Source organism: Adlercreutzia muris, from assembly GCF_041223505.1.
Classification (GTDB): Bacteria; Actinomycetota; Coriobacteriia; order Coriobacteriales; family Eggerthellaceae; genus Adlercreutzia; species Adlercreutzia muris.
Window position 1 is genome coordinate 467,469 of sequence record NZ_JBCLQK010000001.1, and the last position, 20,685, is coordinate 488,153.

The following is a 20,685-nucleotide window of genomic DNA, read 5'->3' on the forward strand; positions in this document are numbered from 1 at the left end:
ATCGGGCCCTAGGACACGGGCTCGAAAGTCACGCCGTCACCGAATCCGAAGGCCAGCGAGGCGTTCAGATCGGTGTCGTCGGGCTCGGAGGAGGGGTTCGGCGAGGGACCCGACACCGTATCGGGCTCCGGCGGCAGCTGCGTCGAGGGCACCATGGCCGGCGCAGCCTGGGGCGCCGCCGGCTGTGGCGCCGCCGCGGCATCCGGGCCAGGCTGGGGCGACGAGGCCGCAGGACGAGCCGGGGCGGTCTCCCAGGGCGGCACCTCGCTCGGAGGGACGTCCCCGTCGTCGTAGGGCACGTAGTCGTCGTAGGGAGGCTGATCGTCATCAAGAGCGGGCGCCGGCGCGGGGCTCGGAGCCGAGGCAGCCGGAGACGGCGCCGCTCCGGCGGTCTCGGCCGGGGCGGGGGCCGAAGCGCCGCTCGGACCGGCGGCCGGGCCGGCAATCACCGGAGCGGCCGCAGGAGCCGGCGCGGCCGCCGGGATGCTCGCCGCTGCCCGCGCCGCCGCAGCGGCCACGGGATTCGGCGTCGCGATACCGCCGGCCGCAGGAGCCGATACAGCCGCCGCAGCTGCGGTGCCGCCGGCCTTGCGCAGGGCGAAGGGCACGTCGCAGCGGGCCTCATGGCGCAGGGCCGCCCCCAGCTCCTGCTGCACTTCGGGCTTCTGCACGGCGCGGAACGCGAAATCGTTCTCTGCCGGAAACTCCACGATGAGAGACGAGCCGTCGAATATGGCCTTGGTGTTCATGAACAGGACGCCGTAAGCGGCCTTCGACTTCTTAAGGGACGCGAGCACCCCGGCCCACAGGCGCTGGAGCGCTGCCGCATTGGCCAACGTCGCCGCCATCTCGGGGGACAGGCTGCCGCCCGCAGCCGGAGCCGAAGCCACCGCCGGGCTCGCGGCCGCTGCGGGCACCGGGGCCGCCTGAGCGGGATTCGCCGCAGCACGCGCGGCCGGGGCGCTCTCGCTGGGCGCAACCGCGGCGGCGGCAGCCGGGGCCATCGTCGGGGCGGAAGCCGGCGCAGCGGCCTGGGGAGCCGTCGCGACCCCCATCGGAACCGCCGATGCGTCCGCTGCGCCCTCGGACACCGCCGGCGCAACAGGGGCGCTCGGCACCGAGACTGCCGGGGCGGCCGCACCCGACGGCGCCGCGACAGCCGAGGGCACAGCCGGGACCGTCACCGCAGGCTCGGGGGCAGCCGCCCCGACCGCGACCGGCGCCGGAGCCCCGCCGATTGCGGGAGCCGCCGTCACCACGGCCGCACCGGCCAGCTGGCGCTCGAGGGATTCCACCCGCTCCGCCAGGGCCGCCAGGGTCATATCTGCCTCGGGCCGCACCATGCGGGTCAGGGCGATCTCGAAGGACAACCGCGGGTTCGTGGAGGTCTTCAGCTCCGCCGACACATCCCCCAGCACCGCCAGCAGGCGTGCCAGGCGATCGACGCCGAACAGCGGCAGCTCCTCGGCCAGCTCCCGCCGCGTGCTCTCGCTCACTTCCAGCACCACGCTGTCGCCGGCCACGGCCATCACGTACATGTTGCGCACATGGGCCGCCAGGTCGCCCACGAACTGGGCCAGGTCGGCACCGGTTTCCATATATTCGGCCACCCACTGGAAGCAGGCCGCCGCATCCCGGGCGCCCACGGCCTTCACAATCTCGGCCAGATCCGTGTGATCCACCGACCCGAGCATGCGCTCGGCCACCTCCATGGTCACGGCCCCGTCGCCGAAGGCGATCAACTGCTCCAGGGAGGTTAGGGCGTTGCGCATGCCGCCCTCGGCCCGGTGGGCGATGAGCTCGAGCGCCTCCCCTTCGAACTCCACGTCCTCGGCCGTGCAGATAGCGCCGAGGCGCGACACCATGGCCTCGGTGGAAATGCGCCGGAAATCGAAGCGCTGGCAGCGCGAGTGAATGGTCTCGGGCACCTTCTGCGGGTCGGTGGTGGCCAGAATGAACACCACATGGCTCGGCGGCTCCTCCAGCGTCTTCAGCAGTGCGTTGAAGGCCGCTTGGGAAAGCATGTGCACCTCGTCGATGATGTACACCTTCGAGCGGCCCCGGGTGGGAGCGAACTGCACGCGCCCGATGATCTCCTCGCGCACGTTCTCCACGCCGGTGCGGCTCGCGGCGTCCAGCTCGTAGACGTCGGGGTGCTCGCCGGCGGCGATCATCGCGCAGTCCTCGCAGGTGCCGTCGGGCTCAGCCGTAGGCCCGTGCTCGCACAGCAGCGCCTTGGCCAAAAGGCGGGCCGTCGTGGTCTTGCCGGTGCCGCGCGGGCCCGTGAACAGGTAGGCGTGGCTCACCTTGTCCTGGGCGATGGCATTCTTGATGGTGCGCTCGATGTGCTCCTGGCCGACCACATCCTCGAAGATCTGCGGTCGGTACTTGCGATACAGTGCCTCGGCCATGGCCTATTCCCCGCCTTTCCCCTTACGCCCGTTCATCGCCGCCTTGATGACGCCGATGAACGCCGGCGCCACCGACACGGCCACGATACCCAGCACGATTACCTCGAAGTGCTCTTGCACGAAGGGCACGCCCCCGAAGAAGTAGCCCACCAGAACGAACAGACTCACCCAGGTCACGCCGCCGATGACGTTGAAGAACGTGAACTTGGCGAAGTTCATGTGACCCGTGCCCGCAATGAAGGGGGCGAAGGTGCGGAAGAACGGCATGAAGCGCGTGATGACGATGGTCAGGCCGCCATAGCGCTCGAAGAAGTGATCGAGCTTGGCCATGCGCTCGGGAGTAAGGGCCTTCACCTTCCCCGAATCGATGATGCGGCTGCCGAACAGGCGGGCGATCCAATAGTTCGAGGTATTGCCCAAAACGGCCGCCAGATAGAACACGATGAGCGTGGCCCACAGGTTCAGGCCGCCTCCATCGGCGGAGAACACGCCAGCGGCGAACAGAAGCGAGTCACCGGGCAGAAACGGGAAGAACACCAGGCCCGTCTCCACGAACACGATAAGGAACAGCGGCGTGTACACCCATACCGGACCCAAGGCCACGATCCAGCCGGCAATGAAGCCGCGCGGGTCTTTCAGCAAGTTGACGAAGAAGTCGATAATGCCCATGAAGTCTCTAAACCTTTCATCAGGACGCCGCGAGCGGCGCGTCATGCCATGAAAAAGTGCCCCGAATAGGTATGGGCGCTCGTCAGCGGTCCCTTATGGCTGCTTCCTCCCGGACCTGACCAGGTTCGGAACTTGTCGCCGCCCATACCCATTCGAGGCACTCGAACTCGTAGGCCACCAGTATAGGCGAAACGGGCAAAACCGAGCGCGCCCGCAGCGCCGCGCAACCAAACTTCCACAGGGAACGACACGGCTCGGGCGGGGGCCTGCCCCTTCCCGGCGCGGGATCCCGGGCGTTCTCTCGTCATTTTTTGCCGTTCGCGTTAAGGAATTTGTAAGAAGTCGCCCCCGAGAAACCGTGAAGTGCTACTATGGGCCTGCTGAGAAACAACGCTTAAACGCCACACCTGCGAAGGAACGTATGTCCCGATCCGACTACAGCCGCTACGACGACGAGCCGCGACGCCCCCAAGGCGGCCTCTCGCTTTCCACGGGACGGCTCGAGGGCCGGCCCCGCTCGGCAGCCGATGCGCGACGCACCCGCCATAACCCTCTGCGCGACGATTGCACCAACCGACGGGCGCCCCAGAGGAGCTCCGCTCGCGCCGGCGCATCTTCGACCCGACAGCGGCCCGCAGGGGCACCGAACCGGAGCCGGGGCGCCTCGCGGGGCCATGGCGCGCCGACCGCCCGCGGCTCGCACCGAGACGGTGCGGCCGCATCTCCCCACGGGAGCCGTACACGCCATTCCGGCCTCGCGAAGGCCATCTTCGCCGGCGCCGCATCGCCCTTCACGCCTAAGGCCCGCACCATCGGCAGCCATGGGAGCGTCCCGGCCGGCGTCTTCGCCGGTGGCCTCGACGTGCGCCGCATCGGCGCTGCGGCCCTCGTCGTCGCCGTGGCCGTCATCTTCGTCATGGCCATCGCCCATGTTGGCCCCTTTGCCCCCGATACGCCCCGGGACGGCGCGAAGCACGTCGGGGTTCAGGGCCTCAACGCCGTGCAGGGCACCGGCGCCGCAATCAGTCAGAACGTAGCCACCCAGGTCAGCCTCGCGCGGCCCGTAGAGCCCGATCTGGCAAAGCTTCCCGCCCACACCCCCACCCGCGAGGAGATCACGGCCCTCCCCGACCAGGCGACCCCCTTCGCCTTCGCCCTAAGCGCCGACGGGGAAACGGCCGCGCCGGAGCTGTCCGACCGCTCGCTCGCGAGCCTCGATCACGCGCTCGCCTACTACAGTGACAACGGCTACGAGGCCGGTTACCTGATCATGGACCTCGGCACGGGACGCGGCATCGCCGGCAACCTGGACGCCTCCATCTACGGGGCGAGCTCCTTCAAGGGACCGTACTGCGCCTATGTCGTGAACAAGGAGTTCCCCAACGACATCAACCGCACGAGCTCGACGCGCCTGGCGCAGGTGGAGAACACCATCGTGTGGTCGGATAACTCCTCCTACGGCAAGCTGCGCCGCACCTACGGCACCGACGGCATGGAGGAGTGGCTCTCGGAGGCCGGAGTGAGCACCGCCCTGGTCAACGACACGTACTTCCCCCATTACACCACCCGGCAGTCGGCCCTCATGTGGCTGAAGATCTACGACTATCTCACCACCGCCGACACTTCGGCCGCCCAGTGGCTCTCGGACACCTTCGCCAGGACCGAGGTCTCGTTCCTGCGCAACGGCGCCTCGGGCACCACGAGCGAGGGGCACACCGACTACCTGCCCGAGGAAGGTTCCGGCACCGAGGAGGGCGTGGATGAGGATGCCGGGGAATCGGAAGCGGAAACCGACGCCGAGGGCGATGGTGCGGCAGAGGCCGATGCCGAGGAGAGCGTGGCGGATCTCAGCGAGGCACTCATCTCCGCCACCGGCGCAAGCGACACTGCAGGCGACCTCGCCGTGGCGGTAGCGGAAGAGCCCGACCTCGAGACAGGCGAGGCCGGCTCGCCGGACGAGGAGGGCGGGACCGCCGTGGCCTCCATCGGCAGCAACATCACCGTGCGCAACAAGGCCGGCTGGATCAACGGCGAGGAAGACGACGCGGTCTGCGACTCGGGTATTATCACCATCAACAACCGCGACTACCTCATGGTCGTCATGACGAACGCGCCGGACTCCGCCGAGGGCGAGCAGGCCTTCGCCCGCCTCGCCCGCACCCTCTTCGAGATTCGCGGCGATCTGGTGTGACGGAAGACGGCGAGCCCTCCCCCTCGTGGCCGGCGTCATCGGGAAATACGGAGCGCCCGAAGAGCGCATGAGCGCCAACTACCGCCGCTACGGCAGCTTTTCCGCCTACCTTCGCAATGGCCTGCGCCTCACCGACGAGGCCGTCGCCCGCCTGAAGGTGCTGGCGGGAAAGTAGGCGTCGTCGACCAATGCGGGAGGCTCGTCGGGTAAAGGCTCGTGGAGCGGGCAACGAGAAAGGCGGCAGTCACGGCGGGTGCGGAAACCGCCAGTGCCCAAGGGCCGAGCAGCTCGAGAACGAACATGCCGGCCGTAAGCGGGCAGTTGGTGCAGCCGGCAAAGAACGCGGCCATAACGGCCACAGCGAGCATGCCCCGCGCAACCTCCGTCGCACCGAGAGCCGCCGCCCCATCGGCCAGGGCGACTCCCAAACAAGCCCCTATGGCGAGAACCGGCATGATCTCGCCGCCCTTGAAGCCGCCGGCCAACGTGAGCAAAGTAAGGGCGGCCTTCATGGCGAAGGCCCACCACGGCAGATCGCCCCCGGAAAGGGCCACGGATATCTGGGCCGTTCCCGTGCCGCAGAAGGCACGCAAGCCCTCATAGTGAAACAGCTCCGCATAGCCCAAAACGAGCGCCGTGGCCACCCCTCCCACCGCCAAGGCGAACACCGGGGCGCCCAGTCGCGCCAGTCCCTTGCGCAAGGCCAGCAGGGCCCTGCAGAACAGCAGGGCGAGCAGGCCGGCGGCGAGCCCTCCCGCCAGGGCCGCCCCTCCCGCCAACCCGAGCGCCGCAGCATCCAGGGCAAGAGGGGCTGCGACCAGGAACCGAACCCCTGCCGCCTCCGTCACGCCCCAGGCCACCAGCGCCGTTACAACCGGCGCGAAGACATCCGCAACAGACTGGGGGCGCCTTCGCAGCGCCTCGAAGCTGAAGACCGCCCCAGCCAGCGGAGCGTCCAGCATGGCCCCCAGCGCCGCCGCCAGGGCCGCCGACGGCAGCAAGCGGGAAAGGCGCCCGGGAAGAAACCTCCGGAAGGGTTCGCTTGCGGCCGCGCCCATTTGAAGAGCGGCCGCCTCCTTGCCCACCGAGCCGCCGCAAAGAACCGTCAGGGACGTGCCAACGATAATGGCCGGGGCAAGCGGCGCGGGGACGGGGCGCCCGTCGCGCACTGCCTCCATGACCTGAGCCGTGCTCCACGAGAAATCGAGCCGCAGCGCCCGATAGGCGCCAAAGGTGGCAAACCCTGCCACAGGAAGCAGCCACCCGAGCCATCCGCAGGTTCCGAAAACGGCGGCGGCCCCGTCCACAGCAAAATCGAGCGCCACCGTAAGCGCGCCGACGACGACCCCCAGCGCGGCGAGGGAAATCACGAGCAGCGCGCCCTCCCCCGCGCTCTGCCGTGTCATTGCCATCTCCCGTCTCCCCTCGCCCGCGCAGCGCACGGAAAGCACGTCGTCGCAGCGACCGCGGCGACTTCTCAGCGCCGCGTCGGATCGTTGTACACGATGGCCCCGTCGGGCCGGGCCTGGCAGATGAGGGTCAGATCGAACTCCCGGGCCAGGCGAATGGTCTCGTCGGTGGGAACCGCCTTGGTGGCCAGCAGCGGAACCCCGGCGTGAATGGCCTTCATGACCATGTCCACGGGCAATCGCCCGCTAGAGAAGATGAGGGCGTCGCGCAGATCGATCCCCTGCCGCAAGGCCAGGCCCACCACCTTGTCGAAGGCGTTATGGCGCCCCAAGTCCTCGCAGCAGGCCACCACAGTACCCCCCAGCACCAGATAGCAGCTGTGGGTACCGGTCGTGCGCCGATGCAGGGGCGTATCCTCGGCGAAGGCCCGGGCCGCGGCGAGCACCCATTCAGCCTCCCAGGGAATGGGCGTCACCTTGGCCGGGGGCGCGTCGCTTGTGAAATAGCGGTTGTAGGTGCGGTTGCCGGTGCAGCAAGAGGGAACCGTCTCCACTCCGCGGCGGGAGAAGTCGGCCCGGTTGCAGCCGAGCAGCACCGAGGCGCGGGTCCCCTGCTCGCAGAGATACACTTCCTCGATCTCGTCGACACCCCCCACAATGCCCTCGGTGAATAGCCGCCCCACCACGAGATCGACCAGATGATCGGGGGTGCACACCATCCGCAAGGTGGGCACGGTGTTCACGAGCACCTCCATAGCGTGCTCGGCGAGCACCGGCCGGCACACCGGCTCGAAGGATCCGTCGGGACGCAGCAGCGCACCGTCGCAGACCTCCACGGCCTCGCCCTCTCGATATCGGTCGACCACTCTCACGATCCTCTTCCCTTCACCCGTTCCCGGCAGCGTGCGTCGCAGCCTCTTTAAGCCTGCTTCTTATGGTAGATGAACCAGTAGGCCAGGCCCACCACCAGGCCGCCAACGATATTGCCGAGGGTAGCGAGAACCAGGTTGTAGGCCACGCCCCCCGCGGTGATGGCCCCTGCGGCCCCGATACCGGCCACCGTGTTCAGCAGCAGTCCCATGGGCAAGAAGAACATGTTCGCCACGCAGTGCTCGAAGCCGCAGGCCACAAAAGCGGAGATGGGCAACAGGATGCCGAGCACCTTGTCTGCCGTGGTCTTCGAGGAGAAGCCGATCCACACGGCCAGGCACACGAGAATGTTGCAGAGCACCGCCTTGAAGAACAAGGTCACCGGCTCAAGGGCCACCTTGCCGGCAGCCACCGAGACGAAGGCCTCGCCCACGGCACCTCCGTTCATGGCCTGCAAATTCGACATATAGATAATAGCCAGCGCCACCAGGGAGCCGGCCAGGTTGCCGAGCCACACGATACCCCAGTTGCGCAGCAGGCCGGCAAAGCTGATCTTCTTCGACGCCTTGGCGCAGGCCATGAGCACATTGCCCGTGAACAGCTCGGCCCCGCAGCAGAGCACCAGGCACAGGCCCAGGCAGAAGCACAAGCCGCCTACCAGGCGCTGCACCCCGAAGGCCATGGTGGTATCGCCCAGAAACGTGCAGAAGTACATGCCGCCAAAGCCGATGAAGGCGCCGGCCAGCATGGCGGACACGAAGCACTTAGCACCGCCCATGGAGGCCTTGGTCACGCCGACGGCCTCGGCCTTGGCCTCGGTGGCGGCCGGCGCCAGCGCATCGGGGCTGATGGACAGCAGATCCTCTTTTACGATTGACATGGATATTCCTCCCCTATCATAACGTTACAAACGGGTATTGCTCGAAATTGCCGCCCTCGACAAGGGCGGCGTACACCGACTCCACGGCCGCCAGCACGCGCGGGTGCACGGGATCGAAGAACTCGGTACCCCCAGGCTGGATGCCGAGGAAGGTCACCTCCCCGCACATCTGCTCCAGCTCTCCCAGCAGGTAGGTGATGGGCAGCGTGTGGGTGGTGATGAGCGACTGCACCGCCACGTCCTCGGCACGCAGGCGCCGGACGGCCCCCGGCTCAAGCCCCATGGCCGCCGCGTCCACCAGGAGCAGACGCTGCGGGGCAAGGCGGCGCAGATAGCCCAAATCGTTCTCGGGCGTCTGGCCCCCGTCTACCGCCAGCCAGCCGGCCACGGGGTCGTCCTCCAGGCGCTTGGCCAGAAGCGGGCCGGCGGCGTCGTCGCCACGCAGGACGCTGCCCGCGCAGAAGACGACGTTGCCGCCCCGCGCCCCGGCCTCGCTCGCGGCCAGGATGTCCTCGGCGCTCGCGCTCACGACACCCTCCTTCCCATGGCGTACACGGCCGGCTCGCACTGCACCTCGTCCAGCAGGAACAGAAACTCCTCCAGCCACGACGGCACATCCGCGGCAACCACCAGGCCCGCGGCAGCCGTCCCCGGCTCGGGTACCGTACCGCAGCCTTCCAGGGCCGCCAGCACCGCCGGTTTCAGCAGGGGAACGTGCTCCTTCTTCAGCTCGATCTCGCCGAAGCGCTCGATGCCCCTCAGCTTGTCGGCCGCCTCGCCGGCACCGAGGGCCGCCAGCACGTCTGAGAAGACGACCCTGGACGTGGCCAGACGCGGCTCGAGGCAGTCGATGACCCCGGTATGGTGCCCGATGGCCAGGGTGTAGTAGAGCACCGAACGCACGTCCTCGGGAATAGAGCGCTCATGATCCACGAACTTCTTCCCCAGCCGGTAGAACACCACGTCCCGGGCCGTGCGCCCATCGGTGGTGTGGGCCGCCGCCGGGCGCACGGCCCGTCCGCGCTCTGCTCCCGTTCCCCCGTCCGCACCGGGCGCCCTCCCCGCACCCGGCGCAGACGGCCGTTGGCGCACCGTCACGCTCATTCCTGCACGACCTTACTCAGCAGAAGCGCCTTCAAATCCATGAACACGGCCTTCTTTCGCGTATCGGTCTCGCGCTCGACGAGTCTGTCGGCGGCGGCCAGAGCGTCGGTTTTGTCCTTGGCGAGCGCCATCATGAACTCGTCCACGATCTGCTTGCCGTAGTAGTAGCCGCTCATGCGCCGCGCCTCGCGCTCGAAGGCGGTGCGCACCTTGTAGGGTATCGCCGGGAAGGCCACGGGCGCCTGCTCGCCAGCCGGGGCCACATGGCGGCTTTCATGCAGCTTCTGGTCGAGCAGCCCCAAGGCGCAGGCAAAACCGTAGATAGTGGCCGGCGGCGAGGGCGGGCAGCCCGGAATGTACACGTCCACGGGAAGAATGGGGTCGGTGCCTCCCCACACGCAGTAGTTGTCGTGGAAGATGCCGCCGGTGCAGCCGCAGGCCCCGTAGGAGATGACGATCTTCGGATCGGGCGCCGCCTGATAGGCGCGCAGCGCCGGCTCGCGCATGGCCCGGGTCATGGCGCCAGTGTACAGCAGCACATCGGCGTGACGCGGCGAGGGCACCACCTTGATGCCGAAGCGCTCGGCATCGAAGGCGGCGGTGATGGTGGCGAAGATCTCGATCTCGCAGCCGTTGCAGCCGCCGCAGTCCACGCGGTACACGTACACCGACCGCTTGATGGACTGGAGCAGCTTCTCCTTGGCCTTAGCCACCGACGCGTCCAGGGCCACCGGGTCCGGCCTCCACTGGAGAGACGCGGGAAAATCGTTCTCGATCATCGGGCACCTCCTTCGGTGCGAGCCTGGGCCTGGAAGGCACGGGCATCCTCGCGGCGACGGCAGGCCAGGCACTCGTCCAGCTTCCCCACATCGGCAGCGGCGGGACCTCCCACGCTCTTCAGAACCCGGCGCGCATAGTCGACCTCCTTGGCGGCGGCGTAGGGCTTGCCGCACACCGCGCAGCGCGCCACCTCGTAGGCGCAGGACTCGGACAGATCGGCCTTGTTCAGCACCGCCAGCTCGAAGTCGGTCGTCAACTCGATGGCGAACAAGGGGCACACCTCCTGGCAGCGCCCGCAAAAGATACAGCGGCCGTAGCTGATATCCCAGGTCACATAGGACTGATCATCGTTCAAGTCCATGGTGATGGCATTGGCCGGGCAGGCAATGGCGCAGGCTCCGCAGGCAATGCACAGCTTCTCGTTGTGCTCCGGCTTGCCGCGGAATCCCGCGGGCATGTCCAGCGGCTCGAAGGGGTAGCCTGTCGTGGCGTCGCCGGCCTTGCGGATTTCCTTGAACAGCTTCAACATCGCCTACACCCCCGTTCCCGAGAGCGGCGAGTGAGTGCGGCGACGGCAGTAGCCCTCCAGCTGGTCTTTGGTGAGCACCGTCTCCGTCTTCTTCTTCACATCAACCACCGTCACGCGATCGGTGCAGGAATAGCACGGGTCCATGGAGCCCACGATGATGGCCGCATCGGCCACGGTGTTGCCGCGGAACATGTAGCGCAAGATGGGCCAGTTGGAGTACGTGGCCGCCTTGGCCCTCCACCGGTAGCACTTCTGGTTGTCGCCCACTTGGGCCCAGTGCATGTCCTCGCCGCGCGGCGCCTCGGTGTAGCCCAGGGCGAACTTGTGCGGCGTGTACCGCCAGTCCTCGGTGAGCACCGGGCCCGCCGGAGCTCCGTCCAGCAGCTGCTCGATCATGGTCAGCGAGTCCATGAACTCCTCCACGCGCACCAAGGTCCGGCTCTGCACATCGCAGCCGTCGTGGCTGCGGGCCTTCATGCCGCTCAAGTACTTGTAGCCATCGAAGGGGTGATCGAAGCGCACGTCGCGGGCAATGCCGCTGCCGCGCACGCAGGGGCCCACGGGGCTGTAGTCGCGGGCCACCGCCGGGTCGAGCCGGCCCACCCCGGCGGTGCGCGACTCGAAGTTCGCCGTGGACACGAGCATGTCTACCAGCGCCTCCACCTCGTTGCGAATCTCGCGCACGTACTTGATGGTGGCCACCTTCTGCGCGTCCAGAATGTCGCGGCGCACCCCGCCGATGAGGTTCAGGCCGTAGGTCTTGCGGGCGCCGGTCAGCAGCACCGCCAAGTCCATGGTCTTCTCGCGCACGCGGAAGAAATGCTGGAAGCCGGTGTCGAAACCGCAATAGTGGCACACGAGCCCCAGATTCAGCAGATGGGAGTGCAAACGCTCCACTTCCAGCAGGATGGCGCGGATGTACTGGGCGCGCACGGGCACCTCGATGCCCTGGGCGTGCTCCACGGCCTCGGCATAGGCCACGGAGTGGGCATTGCCGCAGATACCGCAGATGCGGTCGGCCAAAAACGTGACCGCATCGTAGTTCAGGCGGCTCTCGGCCACCTTCTCCATGCCGCGGTGGACGTAGAACAGGCGGTAGTCGGCGTCGATGATCTCCTCGCCCTCCACGAACAGGCGGAAGTGCCCCGGCTCGTCGGAGGTGATGTGCAGCGGGCCCATGGGCACCTCGGTGACCTCCTCGGCCCGACCCTCGTAGAGGAACGAGTAGTTCTCCACGTCGGTGACGGGAGCCGGCCGCTTGCGGTAGTCCATGGAATCCTTGCGCAGCGGATACAGGTCGGCCGGCCAGTCGTCGGGCAGCACCAGCCGCCGCTCGTCGGGCAGCCCCTGGGCGCGCAGGCCGAACAGGTCGAAGGCCTCGCGCTCGCTCCACACGCAGGCGGGCACCCGCGGAGTCACGCTCGGGTACTCCATGGACTGGGGGTCCACCTCGGCCCGCACCGTCACGAAGCCCGGGTCGCTCTCCTCCATGGACAGCAGATAGTACAGGGCGTAGTTGCCGTTGATGGGCCGCTCGTCGTTGGCCACCATGTTCGGCAGCCAGCCGCCGCGACCGTAGTACAGAAACTCCACCACATCGGGCAGCATGTCCTTGGGCACCGTGACGGTCACCTGGTCTTCGGCCTGCCACGCGGCATCGAGCACCGCTCCGGGGAACGTGTCGCGCACGGCCTGCACGTGGGTTTCCCCCACCCGCAAGGGCGCCTTCTTCTTGACCATTACTCGGACACCTCCTCTTCAACCTCGTCTCCAGCCAGGGCCGCCAGAGCCCCCTCAAACAGATTCTCGCTCGCCGGGCACTCGTCCTCGTAACTCATGACGATGGCCCCGGCGCGCTCGATGGAGCTGAACAGAGGGCCGGGCAGGGCCACGCCGAGCAGCACCACCAAAGCCAATAGCACGCATTCGGGCACCAGGGCCAGGGCCGGCACGTCCTTGCGGGCCATCCCCTCGGGCGCACGCCCCAAGGCCGATCCGGTGATCATGGTCACAAGCGCCATGATGACCACCACCAGAGCCACCAGCACAAGCGCCACAAGCCAGAGGGCATCGGCGGCAATGCCGGCCAAGATCATGGCCATCTCGCTCACGAACATGGCGAAGGGCGGGAACCCGGCCAAGGCGAGGCAGCCGGCCACGAACAGCACGCCGGTCACGGGGGCCACGGCCAGAATGCCCTTGATCTTCTCCAGATCGCGGGTGTGGTACTTCATCATCACGTTGCCGGCCACGCAGAACATGAGCGCCTTGGTCAGGCCGTGGGCGATGCAGTGCACCAGGCCCGCGATAATGCCCAGAGGACCGCCGATACCGAAGCACACGGCGATGAGGCCCACGTTCTCGCACGAGCTGTAGGCCAGCTTACGCTTGATATCGCGCTGCCGGTACACCTCGAAGGCCGCGTAGCCCACCGAGAGCACGCCCAGAATCACCATGACCAGCTGGGGGAAGCCCGCCCCCACGTTGGCCGCGGCTAGAATGTAGAACCGCAGCACGATGAGCAGCGCGCACTTCAGCAGCACGCCGGACAGCAGGGCCGACACGGGGCTCGGCGCCTCGGAATGGGCGTCGGGCAGCCAGGTGTGCATGGGAAACAGGCCCGCCTTGGTGCCGAAGCCGATGGCGGCGAACACGAAGGCGATCATCGTGAGCGAGTGGTCGAGCGCGGGAGCCATGGGCAGGATGGACGTCCAGAACACCGCCTGATGCGCGTCGGCCATCACGTCGGCGGCGTTCGCGTACACGAGCAGCGTGCCGAACAGGCCGAAGGCCACACCGGCCGTGCAGACGATGATGTACTTCCACGCTGCCTCCAGGGCGAGCTTGGTGCGGTACACCCCCACGAGGAACACCGTGGACAAGGTAGTGGCCTCCACCGACACCCACATCATGATGATGTTGTTGGAGGTGACGGCCAGAATCATCGAGAACACGAACAGACTGAAGAACACGTAGTACTGTTTCACCTGGGAGGGCCCGAGCTTCCCATCGGCCACATCGTGGGCCACATAGGGCAGCGAGTACAGGCCCGTGGCCGGCGCGATAACGGCAATGAGGCCCAAGAACAGCGCCCCCAGCCCGTCCAGATGGAACCAGCCGCCCAAGGCGAAGAGGTCGCTGCCGGCGAACACCGAGGCCACGAGCCAAAGCCCTGAAACGGCCACGACGGCCAGGGACAGGACGTGAATGGCCTCGAACAGGCCGCGGGGCGCGGCCTTCGCGGGCAGCAGGGCCATGGCAGCGGCCGCAACCACCGGGCAGCCCAGCAGGCAGATTAGCAGAATAGAGTAATCCATGGCTTATCCCTTCAGCTCGCAGAGGTCGTCGGCATCAAGGGTGCGGGCGTAGCGCGCCATGCGCCACACGAGCACGGCCAGAATGATCACCGCGAAAATGGCGTCGGTGGCCACCCCGATCTCCACCAGCTCCGGGGCCTGGGGCGCCAAGAGCGCCAAAGTCACGTGGGAGCCGTTTTCCATCAGGCAGTATCCGAAGATCTGCTTGAAGATGGAGCGCTGGATGACGATGCAGGTGAGCCCGATGAAGAAGTGGGCCAGCGACACCGCCAGCGTAGGGCGCACCTCCGCAGCCGTCGGCAAATCGATCCCGGAGACGGCCACGAAGCACACGAACACCTCCACGGCCACCAGGGCCACCGACTTCATGGGGTTGAGCTTCGGCGGCAGATCCGTCCGCGCGTCATCGCCGATCTTCTTCAGGGTGAACAGCAGGATGGCGGGCACGAGCACCACCTTGGTGGCGAAGGCCGTAGCCGACCAGGTGAACAGCTCCACCGAGCCGGTCACCGCGCCGAGCGACGCGAGCACGGCCACGAGCACGAGCGACTGGAGCGAGTACAGCCAGGCCGCCGCGCGCCCCGTGCGGGCGAGCACCACCAGCATCGAGGTGATGATGAGGCAGGCCCCCAGCACATTGACTAACGGGTATCCGAACATATTCATCACCACCTAAATTCCAATGACGAGGAACACCAGGGACAGAAGGGCGATCCCCGTGACGAACCAGGTATAACGACCGAGCAGCTTGTAGCGCACGCGCATAACGGCGTTCTCGATGATCGAGGCCGCAACCATGACGACGAGTACTTTCGCGCCATAGGCCAGCATTCCCGCGAGCACCGCCGCAGGCGAGGCGTCCACCGCGGCCCCGAAGGGCAGAAACAGCGCCACGAGCAAGCTCGCCACCACCAGCTGCTTCACGGACACGCCCAGCTTCAGCATGGCCAAAGACGGCCCGGAGTAGGCGGCCAGGGGGCCTTCCTGAATCTCCTGCTCGGCCTCGGCCAAGTCGAAGGGCAGCTTGCCCATCTCGATGTAGCAGGCCATGGCGAACGCCACGCCGGCCACTACGACGGCCACGAGCGGCTGGGCCTGGAGCGAGCCTGTGGCCGCAGCCATCAGCCCGGTGTTGGTGGAGCCGGCGGCCACGGCCATGACGAACAGCACCAGCACGAGCGCGGGCTCCACGAGCACGCCCACCAGCAGCTCCCGTACACCGCCGATGGCCGTGTAGGAGCCGGCAGAGTCGATGGAGGCCAGGGCGAACATGAAGCGCGGCAGGGCCATCAGGTACAGGATGGTGATGATATCGCCCAGGATGGGCACCGGGCAGGCCTGCATGAACAGGGGCAGGCCCGCGGCAATGAGCACGAAGCTGCCGAGGAACACCGGCGGCATGGCCCGGGACACAAGCCCGCTGCCGCCCTCGCGCACCTCGCACCGGTGCCAGAGCTTGGCCAGATCGCGGTAGTCCTGGAAGATGTCGGTACCCGTGCGGGAGTGCATCTTGGCGCGAATCTTGCGCGTGATGCCGCTCACGAGCGGAGCGGCGGCCACCAAGAGGACAGCCTGGAGTATCGCAACAATGACAGACATGGCATCCTCCTATCGGACCAGAATGATGAGCGCCAGGAAGAACACCAGGGCGCCGACGATGTACACGATATAGGTGCGGAAATCGCCGCTCTCCATGCGGCTGAACCAGGCGCCGAGATCGCTGACGATGGACAGCACCGAGTGCGAGAGCGCCGGGGCGCGGTGCGGGGCCGCGGCGATGCCCACCGTGCGATCGCGGTCGAAGCGGGACAGCACCGGCTCGGGGGCCTTGGAGGCGGACGGAGCCGTCTTTTCGAGCCCCAGGGCACGACTGAACAGACGAGCCACGGCGGCACCGGCACGGTTCACGGTGAAGCGGATGGCGAACAGCGGCCCCATGAAGTTCTTCACGTTGGCGCCCACCGTGGAGGCCAGCGTCTCCATGGTCAGGTCCGCCTGGTAGCCGCAGGCCCAGGTCTGCGGATCGTCCTTCATGCCGGCGGCGCGGTTCGCACTGTTGCGCACCAGGGCGCACGCGGCGATGACAAGAGCCATGAGCACCGCCAGCACCAGCGGCGAGACCACCGATGCCGTATCCAGCGACACGAGCGTCGCACCCTCCACGGCCGGCACCGGGGGCACCGACAGCATGGCGGCGGCAATGGAGTCCACCACCGGCGTCACCAGAGCCGCTCCCAGGCCGAGGAAGACGCAGGCAACGGTGAGCAGCACCATGGCCCCCTTCATGGGAGCGGGCACCTCGCGGGCCTGCTCGGCCGCCTCAGAGCGCGGCCGGGCCAAGAACGTGACGCCGAAGGCCTTCACGAAGCAGGTGACGGCCAGAGCACCGGTAATGGCCAGAGCCACCACGGCAAAGGCGAACAGGATGCGCATGAAGATGTCGCCGTCCATGGCCGCGCCGATGAGCCCTTGGTACGTGAACCACTCGGACACGAACCCATTGAGCGGGGGGATGGCCGAGATGGCCAGCGATCCCACAAGAAAGCACAGGGCGGTCACGGGCATCAGGCGCGCCAGACCGCCGAGGACCTCCATGTTGCGCGTGCCCGTCGCATGCAGCACGCTGCCGGCCCCCAGGAACAAAAGCCCCTTGAACATGGCGTGGTTCACCAGGTGGTAGAGCCCGGCCAGAAGCCCGATGGCCGCAAGCCACGGAAGATGCGCGGCCCAGCCGTAGATGCCCGTGCCCACACCGAGCAGGATAATGCCGATGTTCTCCACGGAGTGATAGGCCAGCAGGCTCTTCAAATCGTGCTCGCCCAGGGCGTACACCACTCCCAGCACGCTCGATACCGCGCCGATGATAATGACGAGCACGCCCCAACCGATCTCGCCCCCGGTCGCGCCCAGCAAATCGAAGCACACCTTGCATATGCCGAAGATGCCGATCTTGATCATGCCGCCAGACATGAGCGCGCTCACATTGGAAGGCGCCGCCGGATGGGCTTGGGGCAGCCACGAATGGAAGGGCACCATGCCCGCCTTGGCGCCAAAGCCGAAGAAAGCCAGCACGAAGGCCACCGTGGCCACACCGGGGGCAAAGGCGCTCGTGCGGAAGGCCTCGAACTCGAGGGACCCGGCGGCCGACGCCATCACGAAGAACGAGATGGCGATCATGAGAAAGCCGATATGGGCCATGATCAAGTACAGAAAGCCCCCGCGCAGCGACTTCTCCGTCTGGTCGATGACAACCAGCACGTAGGAGGTAAGCGACATCAATTCGAAGAACACAAGGAACCAAAATGCGTTGTCGGCCAGAATGACCAGGTTCATGGAAGCAATGAACAGGTTCATGAAAAAGCCGATGATCCCCATGCCCTTCTCGTAATACTCGTCGAAATAGGACAGACCGTAGAGCCATGCCACGAAGGCCAGGGCCGAGATGACCGCGATGAGCAGTCCCGCCAGGGGATTCAGCAGCAGCGTGAAGCTCGCAAACGCCATGGGCCCCGCCCAGCTGGCGTGCACCGCCGGCCCCAGCAGGGCCCCGGCGCCGCCGATGAAGGCGCAGGCCGCCGAGGCCATGCCGCCCACGCAGGCGATGGTCTTAGAGGCGGCAGGGGTCTTCCCCGCCACCAGGGACAGCGCGCCGGCGACGCAGGAGAGCCCAAGGGACACAAAGATAAGTTCCAGCATTTAGGCCTCCTTCAGGTTGGTCGAGCGGCCCATCATGATCTGATTGGCCGTAGCGGCTGCTTTCATTTTGTCCTTGCGAGCGTCACCGAGCGTTGTGGCATCTCGCACAAAGAGCGCGTTGGTCGGACAGGCCCTCACGCAATGGGGACCCCCTTCGGGGTCGTACGTGGAGCACAAGTCGCACTTCACGGCACAGGTGTAGACGCCGATGCTCCAAGCCAGCAGCGGGGAGGTGCCCCGGGGCTGGCTCGGCGTCTCAAAGGCAATGCCGGCAACGCCTGCCGTGGACGTGCCTGCCGGATGGATGGCGCCGAAGGGGCACACGATCGCGCACAGCTTGCAGCCGATGCACGCCTGCTCGTTCACAACGACGGCCTCGTCGGTGCGCGCGATGGCATCGACGGGACACACGGCCAAGCAGGGAGCCCCCTCGCACTGATGGCAGGTGACCGCCGCGGTCACCTGCGGGGCGAATGTCAGGGCGAGGCGGGGCTCCGCCTGCAGCCCGGCCACACGGTGACCATGACTGCAGGCGGCGAGACATGTGCCGCATCCTATGCACCTATCCGGCTCTATGGCGATGAAGGTGTTCATCAGAGTCCTTTCGGGTGAAAAAGAGCGGACGGCCGCGGGCTACTCCGCAGACGCCTCGGCGGCCGGCGCCACGTTCTGGGGCGCAGCCTCGGCGGCCAGGCGATCCTTCAGGGCGCTGTAGAGCGCCTGCATGTGGCGCTCGGCCCACACCTGGTCGTCGATGGAGTGCACCTCGCAGGCGGAGTACTTGTCCTCGGGCGTGCCGGACAGAGGATCGGTCACGTGCATGGTCAGATCGTTGCACTTGCCGATCCACCACTGGTAGGTCATGTACACCGCGCCCTTGTTGATGCGCTCGTCCAAACACGCGCGGGTAATCACCTTACCACGGCGCGAGCTGACCCACACCAGGTCCTCGTCGCGGATATTGCGCGCCTCGGCGTCGGCAGGGTTGATGTGCACATAGCCCGGCTCGTCGGCCAGCATCGAGAGCACCTTGCAGTTGCCCGTCATCGAGCGGCAGGAGTAGTGGCCCACCTCGCGCACGGTGCACAGCACGAGCGGATAGGCGTCATCGGGAAGCTCAGTGGGCTCCACGAAGTCGTGCGCCATGAGGATGGCCTTCTTATCGGCCGTGTTGAACTGGCCGTTCTTGTACAGCGTCGGGGTGCCGGGGCACTCCAGCGTGGGCACGGGCCACTGGGCATGACCGGTGCCGGCCATCTTCTCGTAGGTGGCGCCGTAGAAGTTGGGGCACAGCTCGCGCACCTCGTTCCAAATCTCCTCGGTATCCTCGTAGTGCATCGGGTAGCCCATGCGCGTCGAAAGCTCCTGGAAGATCTGCCAGTCGTGCTTGCACTCGCCCTTGGGCGGCACTGCGGCCGTGAAGCGCTGGAACGTGCGATCCGAGGCGGAGAACACGCCGTCGTGCTCGCCCCAGGACGTGCCGGGAAACACCACATCGGCCAAAGCCGTCGTCTGGGTCATGAAGATGTCCTGGGAGATGAGCAGATCCAGGTTCTCCAGGGTCTCCTTCATATCGGCGGAATCGGGCTCGGTCTGCAGCGGATCCTCGCCGAAGTTGTAGAAGGCGCGGATCTTGCCCTCCTTCACCCCGTGGGGCAGGTCGGTCAGCTTGAAGCCGGGCTCGGCGGGAAGCGCGCCGGCCGGCAGGCCCCAGGCCTTCTCGAACTTAGCGCGCATCTCGGGGTTCTCCACCTTCTGGTAACCCGGCAGAAGACTCGGCCACATGCCCATGTCGCAGGAGCCCTGCACGTTGTTCTGACCGCGCACCGGCGCCAGACCGGCGTTGTCGCGACCGATCTGGTTGGCGACGCAGGCGATGGCGGCGATGGTGTGCACCACCTTCACGCCCTGGCGCTGCTGGGTCACGCCCATGCCCCAGCCGATGACGGAGTTGGGGGCCGTGGCGTACATGCGCGCCGCCTTGCGGATGTCGTCGGGATCGCAGCCGCACACCTCGGCCACCGATTCCGGCGTGTAGTTCTTAATGGTCTCCCACCACGCGTCGAAGCCGTTGGTGTGGGCATCGATGAAGGCCTTGTCGTGCATATTCTCAGACACGATGACGTTGGCGAACGCGTTCATGAAGGCGAGGTTGCAGCCGTTCTTGATCTGGATGTACAGATCGGCGATGCGGGCGGTCTCGATGGAGCGCGGATCCACTACGATGATCTTGGCGCCCTTCTCCTTGGCCTTCACGATGCGGCGAGCCACAATGGGATGGGAGGCCGAGGGATTGTAGCCGAACAGCATGATGAGGTCGGCGTTCTCCAGGTTGGGAATGGACACCGACATGGCACCGGATCCCACGGTGTCCATAAGCCCGATCACGCTGGGGCCGTGGCAGGTGCGCGCGCAGTTGTCGATGTTGTTCGTGCCGATGCAGGCGCGGGTAAACTTCTGCATGACGAAGTTGGCCTCGTTGCCCGGGCCGCGGGAGGAGCCGGTCAGCATGATGGCATCCGGGCCGTACTTCTCCTTGATCTCGGTCAGCCGCTGCGCCGTGAAGTCAAGTGCCTCGTCCCAGGTGACGCGCTCCAGCTCGCCGCCCTTCTCGCGGCGGATCATCGGGTGCAGGATGCGCGGCGTCAGGATCTTCGTATCGTTGATGAAATCGAAGCCCGACAGGCCCTTCAGGCACAGCTCGCCCTCGTTGGTCACACCGTCGATGCCCTCGGCGCCGATGACCATTCCGTCATCGACCAGCAGGTTGAGCTTGCATCCGGCGCCGCAGTAGGGACATACGGCCATGTGCTTTTCCATAGTTTCACT

General features: G+C 66.8%; 17 protein-coding genes and 1 other RNA gene. 1 reads left to right on the top strand and 17 read right to left on the bottom strand.

The annotated features are described in order from the left end of the window. Positions 1-8: 8 nt before the first annotated feature. The 3 genes from dnaX to ffs all read right to left on the bottom strand — a co-directional run bounded on the left by dnaX (position 9) and on the right by ffs (position 3,234). Positions 9-2,411 (bottom strand): DNA polymerase III subunit gamma/tau, encoded by a 2,403-nt coding sequence (dnaX, locus tag AAK988_RS01850; RefSeq protein WP_369873067.1) that lies wholly within the window; start codon positions 2,409-2,411, stop codon positions 9-11. A gap of 3 nt (positions 2,412-2,414) precedes the next feature. Next, a complete protein-coding gene (locus AAK988_RS01855; RefSeq protein WP_369873066.1) occupies positions 2,415-3,080 on the bottom strand; it encodes a VTT domain-containing protein in 666 nt (221 codons plus the stop codon). Positions 3,081-3,140: 60 nt separating this feature from the next. Continuing rightward, positions 3,141-3,234, bottom strand: an RNA gene (gene ffs, locus AAK988_RS01860) — signal recognition particle sRNA small type. A gap of 267 nt (positions 3,235-3,501) precedes the next feature. On the opposite strand from ffs, the gene AAK988_RS01865 reads away from it, so the two are divergent. Then, a complete protein-coding gene (locus AAK988_RS01865) occupies positions 3,502-5,271 on the top strand; it encodes a serine hydrolase (RefSeq protein WP_369873065.1) in 1,770 nt (589 codons plus the stop codon). 128 nt (positions 5,272-5,399) lie between these two features. Here the strand turns inward: AAK988_RS01865 and AAK988_RS01870 are convergent, their stop codons facing one another. From AAK988_RS01870 to fdhF, 14 genes are all read right to left on the bottom strand, one after another. Then, positions 5,400-6,683: a chloride channel protein gene (locus tag AAK988_RS01870; protein ID WP_369873063.1), complete on the bottom strand. Its 1,284-nt coding sequence runs from the start codon at positions 6,681-6,683 to the stop codon at positions 5,400-5,402. 65 nt (positions 6,684-6,748) lie between these two features. Then, complete coding sequence (gene fdhD, locus AAK988_RS01875) at positions 6,749-7,552, bottom strand: formate dehydrogenase accessory sulfurtransferase FdhD (protein ID WP_369873062.1); 804 nt, start codon at positions 7,550-7,552, stop codon at positions 6,749-6,751. A 47-nt stretch (positions 7,553-7,599) separates the two neighbouring features. Continuing rightward, complete coding sequence (locus AAK988_RS01880) at positions 7,600-8,430, bottom strand: formate/nitrite transporter family protein (RefSeq protein ID WP_201757805.1); 831 nt, start codon at positions 8,428-8,430, stop codon at positions 7,600-7,602. Positions 8,431-8,446: 16 nt separating this feature from the next. Further along, positions 8,447-8,959, bottom strand: coding sequence for a hydrogenase 3 maturation endopeptidase HyCI (locus tag AAK988_RS01885; RefSeq protein WP_369873061.1), 513 nt, complete (start codon positions 8,957-8,959; stop codon positions 8,447-8,449). After that, complete coding sequence (locus AAK988_RS01890; RefSeq protein ID WP_135971317.1) at positions 8,956-9,534, bottom strand: formate hydrogenlyase maturation HycH family protein; 579 nt, start codon at positions 9,532-9,534, stop codon at positions 8,956-8,958. The genes AAK988_RS01885 and AAK988_RS01890 overlap by 4 nt, the downstream gene beginning before the upstream one ends. Further along, positions 9,531-10,313, bottom strand: a complete 783-nt coding sequence (locus AAK988_RS01895; protein ID WP_135971318.1) for an NADH-quinone oxidoreductase subunit B family protein — start codon at positions 10,311-10,313, stop codon at positions 9,531-9,533. The genes AAK988_RS01890 and AAK988_RS01895 overlap by 4 nt, the downstream gene beginning before the upstream one ends. Next, positions 10,310-10,843, bottom strand: a complete 534-nt coding sequence (locus tag AAK988_RS01900) for a formate hydrogenlyase complex iron-sulfur subunit (protein ID WP_151431654.1) — start codon at positions 10,841-10,843, stop codon at positions 10,310-10,312. The genes AAK988_RS01895 and AAK988_RS01900 overlap by 4 nt, the downstream gene beginning before the upstream one ends. Positions 10,844-10,846: 3 nt before the next feature. After that, a complete protein-coding gene (locus tag AAK988_RS01905; protein ID WP_135971320.1) occupies positions 10,847-12,583 on the bottom strand; it encodes a hydrogenase large subunit in 1,737 nt (578 codons plus the stop codon). Beyond that, the gene (locus tag AAK988_RS01910; RefSeq protein ID WP_369873060.1) at positions 12,583-14,160 is read right to left on the bottom strand and encodes a hydrogenase 4 subunit F; all 1,578 of its coding nucleotides are present in this window, start codon (positions 14,158-14,160) and stop codon (positions 12,583-12,585) included. Before AAK988_RS01910 ends, AAK988_RS01905 begins: the two co-directional genes overlap by 1 nt. Before the next feature lie 3 nt (positions 14,161-14,163). Next, the gene (gene hyfE, locus AAK988_RS01915) at positions 14,164-14,826 is read right to left on the bottom strand and encodes a hydrogenase 4 membrane subunit (RefSeq protein WP_235715547.1); all 663 of its coding nucleotides are present in this window, start codon (positions 14,824-14,826) and stop codon (positions 14,164-14,166) included. Positions 14,827-14,832: 6 nt separating this feature from the next. After that, positions 14,833-15,759: a respiratory chain complex I subunit 1 family protein gene (locus tag AAK988_RS01920; protein ID WP_369873059.1), complete on the bottom strand. Its 927-nt coding sequence runs from the start codon at positions 15,757-15,759 to the stop codon at positions 14,833-14,835. Between the two features lie 9 nt (positions 15,760-15,768). Next, positions 15,769-17,856 carry a hydrogenase 4 subunit B gene (gene hyfB / locus AAK988_RS01925; RefSeq protein WP_369873058.1) on the bottom strand — a complete coding sequence of 696 codons (2,088 nt, stop codon included), beginning with the start codon at positions 17,854-17,856 and terminating at the stop codon, positions 15,769-15,771. Then, positions 17,857-18,450: a 4Fe-4S dicluster domain-containing protein gene (locus AAK988_RS01930; RefSeq protein ID WP_135971654.1), complete on the bottom strand. Its 594-nt coding sequence runs from the start codon at positions 18,448-18,450 to the stop codon at positions 17,857-17,859. It abuts the gene before it with no gap. 39 nt (positions 18,451-18,489) lie between these two features. Further along, positions 18,490-20,676, bottom strand: a complete 2,187-nt coding sequence (gene fdhF, locus AAK988_RS01935) for a formate dehydrogenase subunit alpha (RefSeq protein WP_136434751.1) — start codon at positions 20,674-20,676, stop codon at positions 18,490-18,492. Positions 20,677-20,685: the final 9 nt, after the last annotated feature.

What these genes read in the sequence shown, in the direction of transcription:
- dnaX (WP_369873067.1), bottom strand. Translation starts at nt 2,411, where the DNA reads ATGGCCGAGGCACTGTATCGCAAGTACCGACCGCAGATCTTCGAGGAT.
- AAK988_RS01855 (WP_369873066.1), bottom strand. Translation starts at nt 3,080, where the DNA reads ATGGGCATTATCGACTTCTTCGTCAACTTGCTGAAAGACCCGCGCGGC.
- AAK988_RS01865 (WP_369873065.1), top strand. Translation starts at nt 3,502, where the DNA reads ATGTCCCGATCCGACTACAGCCGCTACGACGACGAGCCGCGACGCCCC.
- AAK988_RS01870 (WP_369873063.1), bottom strand. Translation starts at nt 6,683, where the DNA reads ATGGCAATGACACGGCAGAGCGCGGGGGAGGGCGCGCTGCTCGTGATT.
- AAK988_RS01880 (WP_201757805.1), bottom strand. Translation starts at nt 8,430, where the DNA reads ATGTCAATCGTAAAAGAGGATCTGCTGTCCATCAGCCCCGATGCGCTG.
- AAK988_RS01890 (WP_135971317.1), bottom strand. Translation starts at nt 9,534, where the DNA reads ATGAGCGTGACGGTGCGCCAACGGCCGTCTGCGCCGGGTGCGGGGAGG.
- AAK988_RS01895 (WP_135971318.1), bottom strand. Translation starts at nt 10,313, where the DNA reads ATGATCGAGAACGATTTTCCCGCGTCTCTCCAGTGGAGGCCGGACCCG.
- AAK988_RS01900 (WP_151431654.1), bottom strand. Translation starts at nt 10,843, where the DNA reads ATGTTGAAGCTGTTCAAGGAAATCCGCAAGGCCGGCGACGCCACGACA.
- AAK988_RS01905 (WP_135971320.1), bottom strand. Translation starts at nt 12,583, where the DNA reads ATGGTCAAGAAGAAGGCGCCCTTGCGGGTGGGGGAAACCCACGTGCAG.
- AAK988_RS01910 (WP_369873060.1), bottom strand. Translation starts at nt 14,160, where the DNA reads ATGGATTACTCTATTCTGCTAATCTGCCTGCTGGGCTGCCCGGTGGTT.
- hyfE (WP_235715547.1), bottom strand. Translation starts at nt 14,826, where the DNA reads ATGAATATGTTCGGATACCCGTTAGTCAATGTGCTGGGGGCCTGCCTC.
- AAK988_RS01920 (WP_369873059.1), bottom strand. Translation starts at nt 15,759, where the DNA reads ATGTCTGTCATTGTTGCGATACTCCAGGCTGTCCTCTTGGTGGCCGCC.
- hyfB (WP_369873058.1), bottom strand. Translation starts at nt 17,856, where the DNA reads ATGCTGGAACTTATCTTTGTGTCCCTTGGGCTCTCCTGCGTCGCCGGC.
- AAK988_RS01930 (WP_135971654.1), bottom strand. Translation starts at nt 18,450, where the DNA reads ATGAACACCTTCATCGCCATAGAGCCGGATAGGTGCATAGGATGCGGC.
- fdhF (WP_136434751.1), bottom strand. Translation starts at nt 20,676, where the DNA reads ATGGAAAAGCACATGGCCGTATGTCCCTACTGCGGCGCCGGATGCAAG.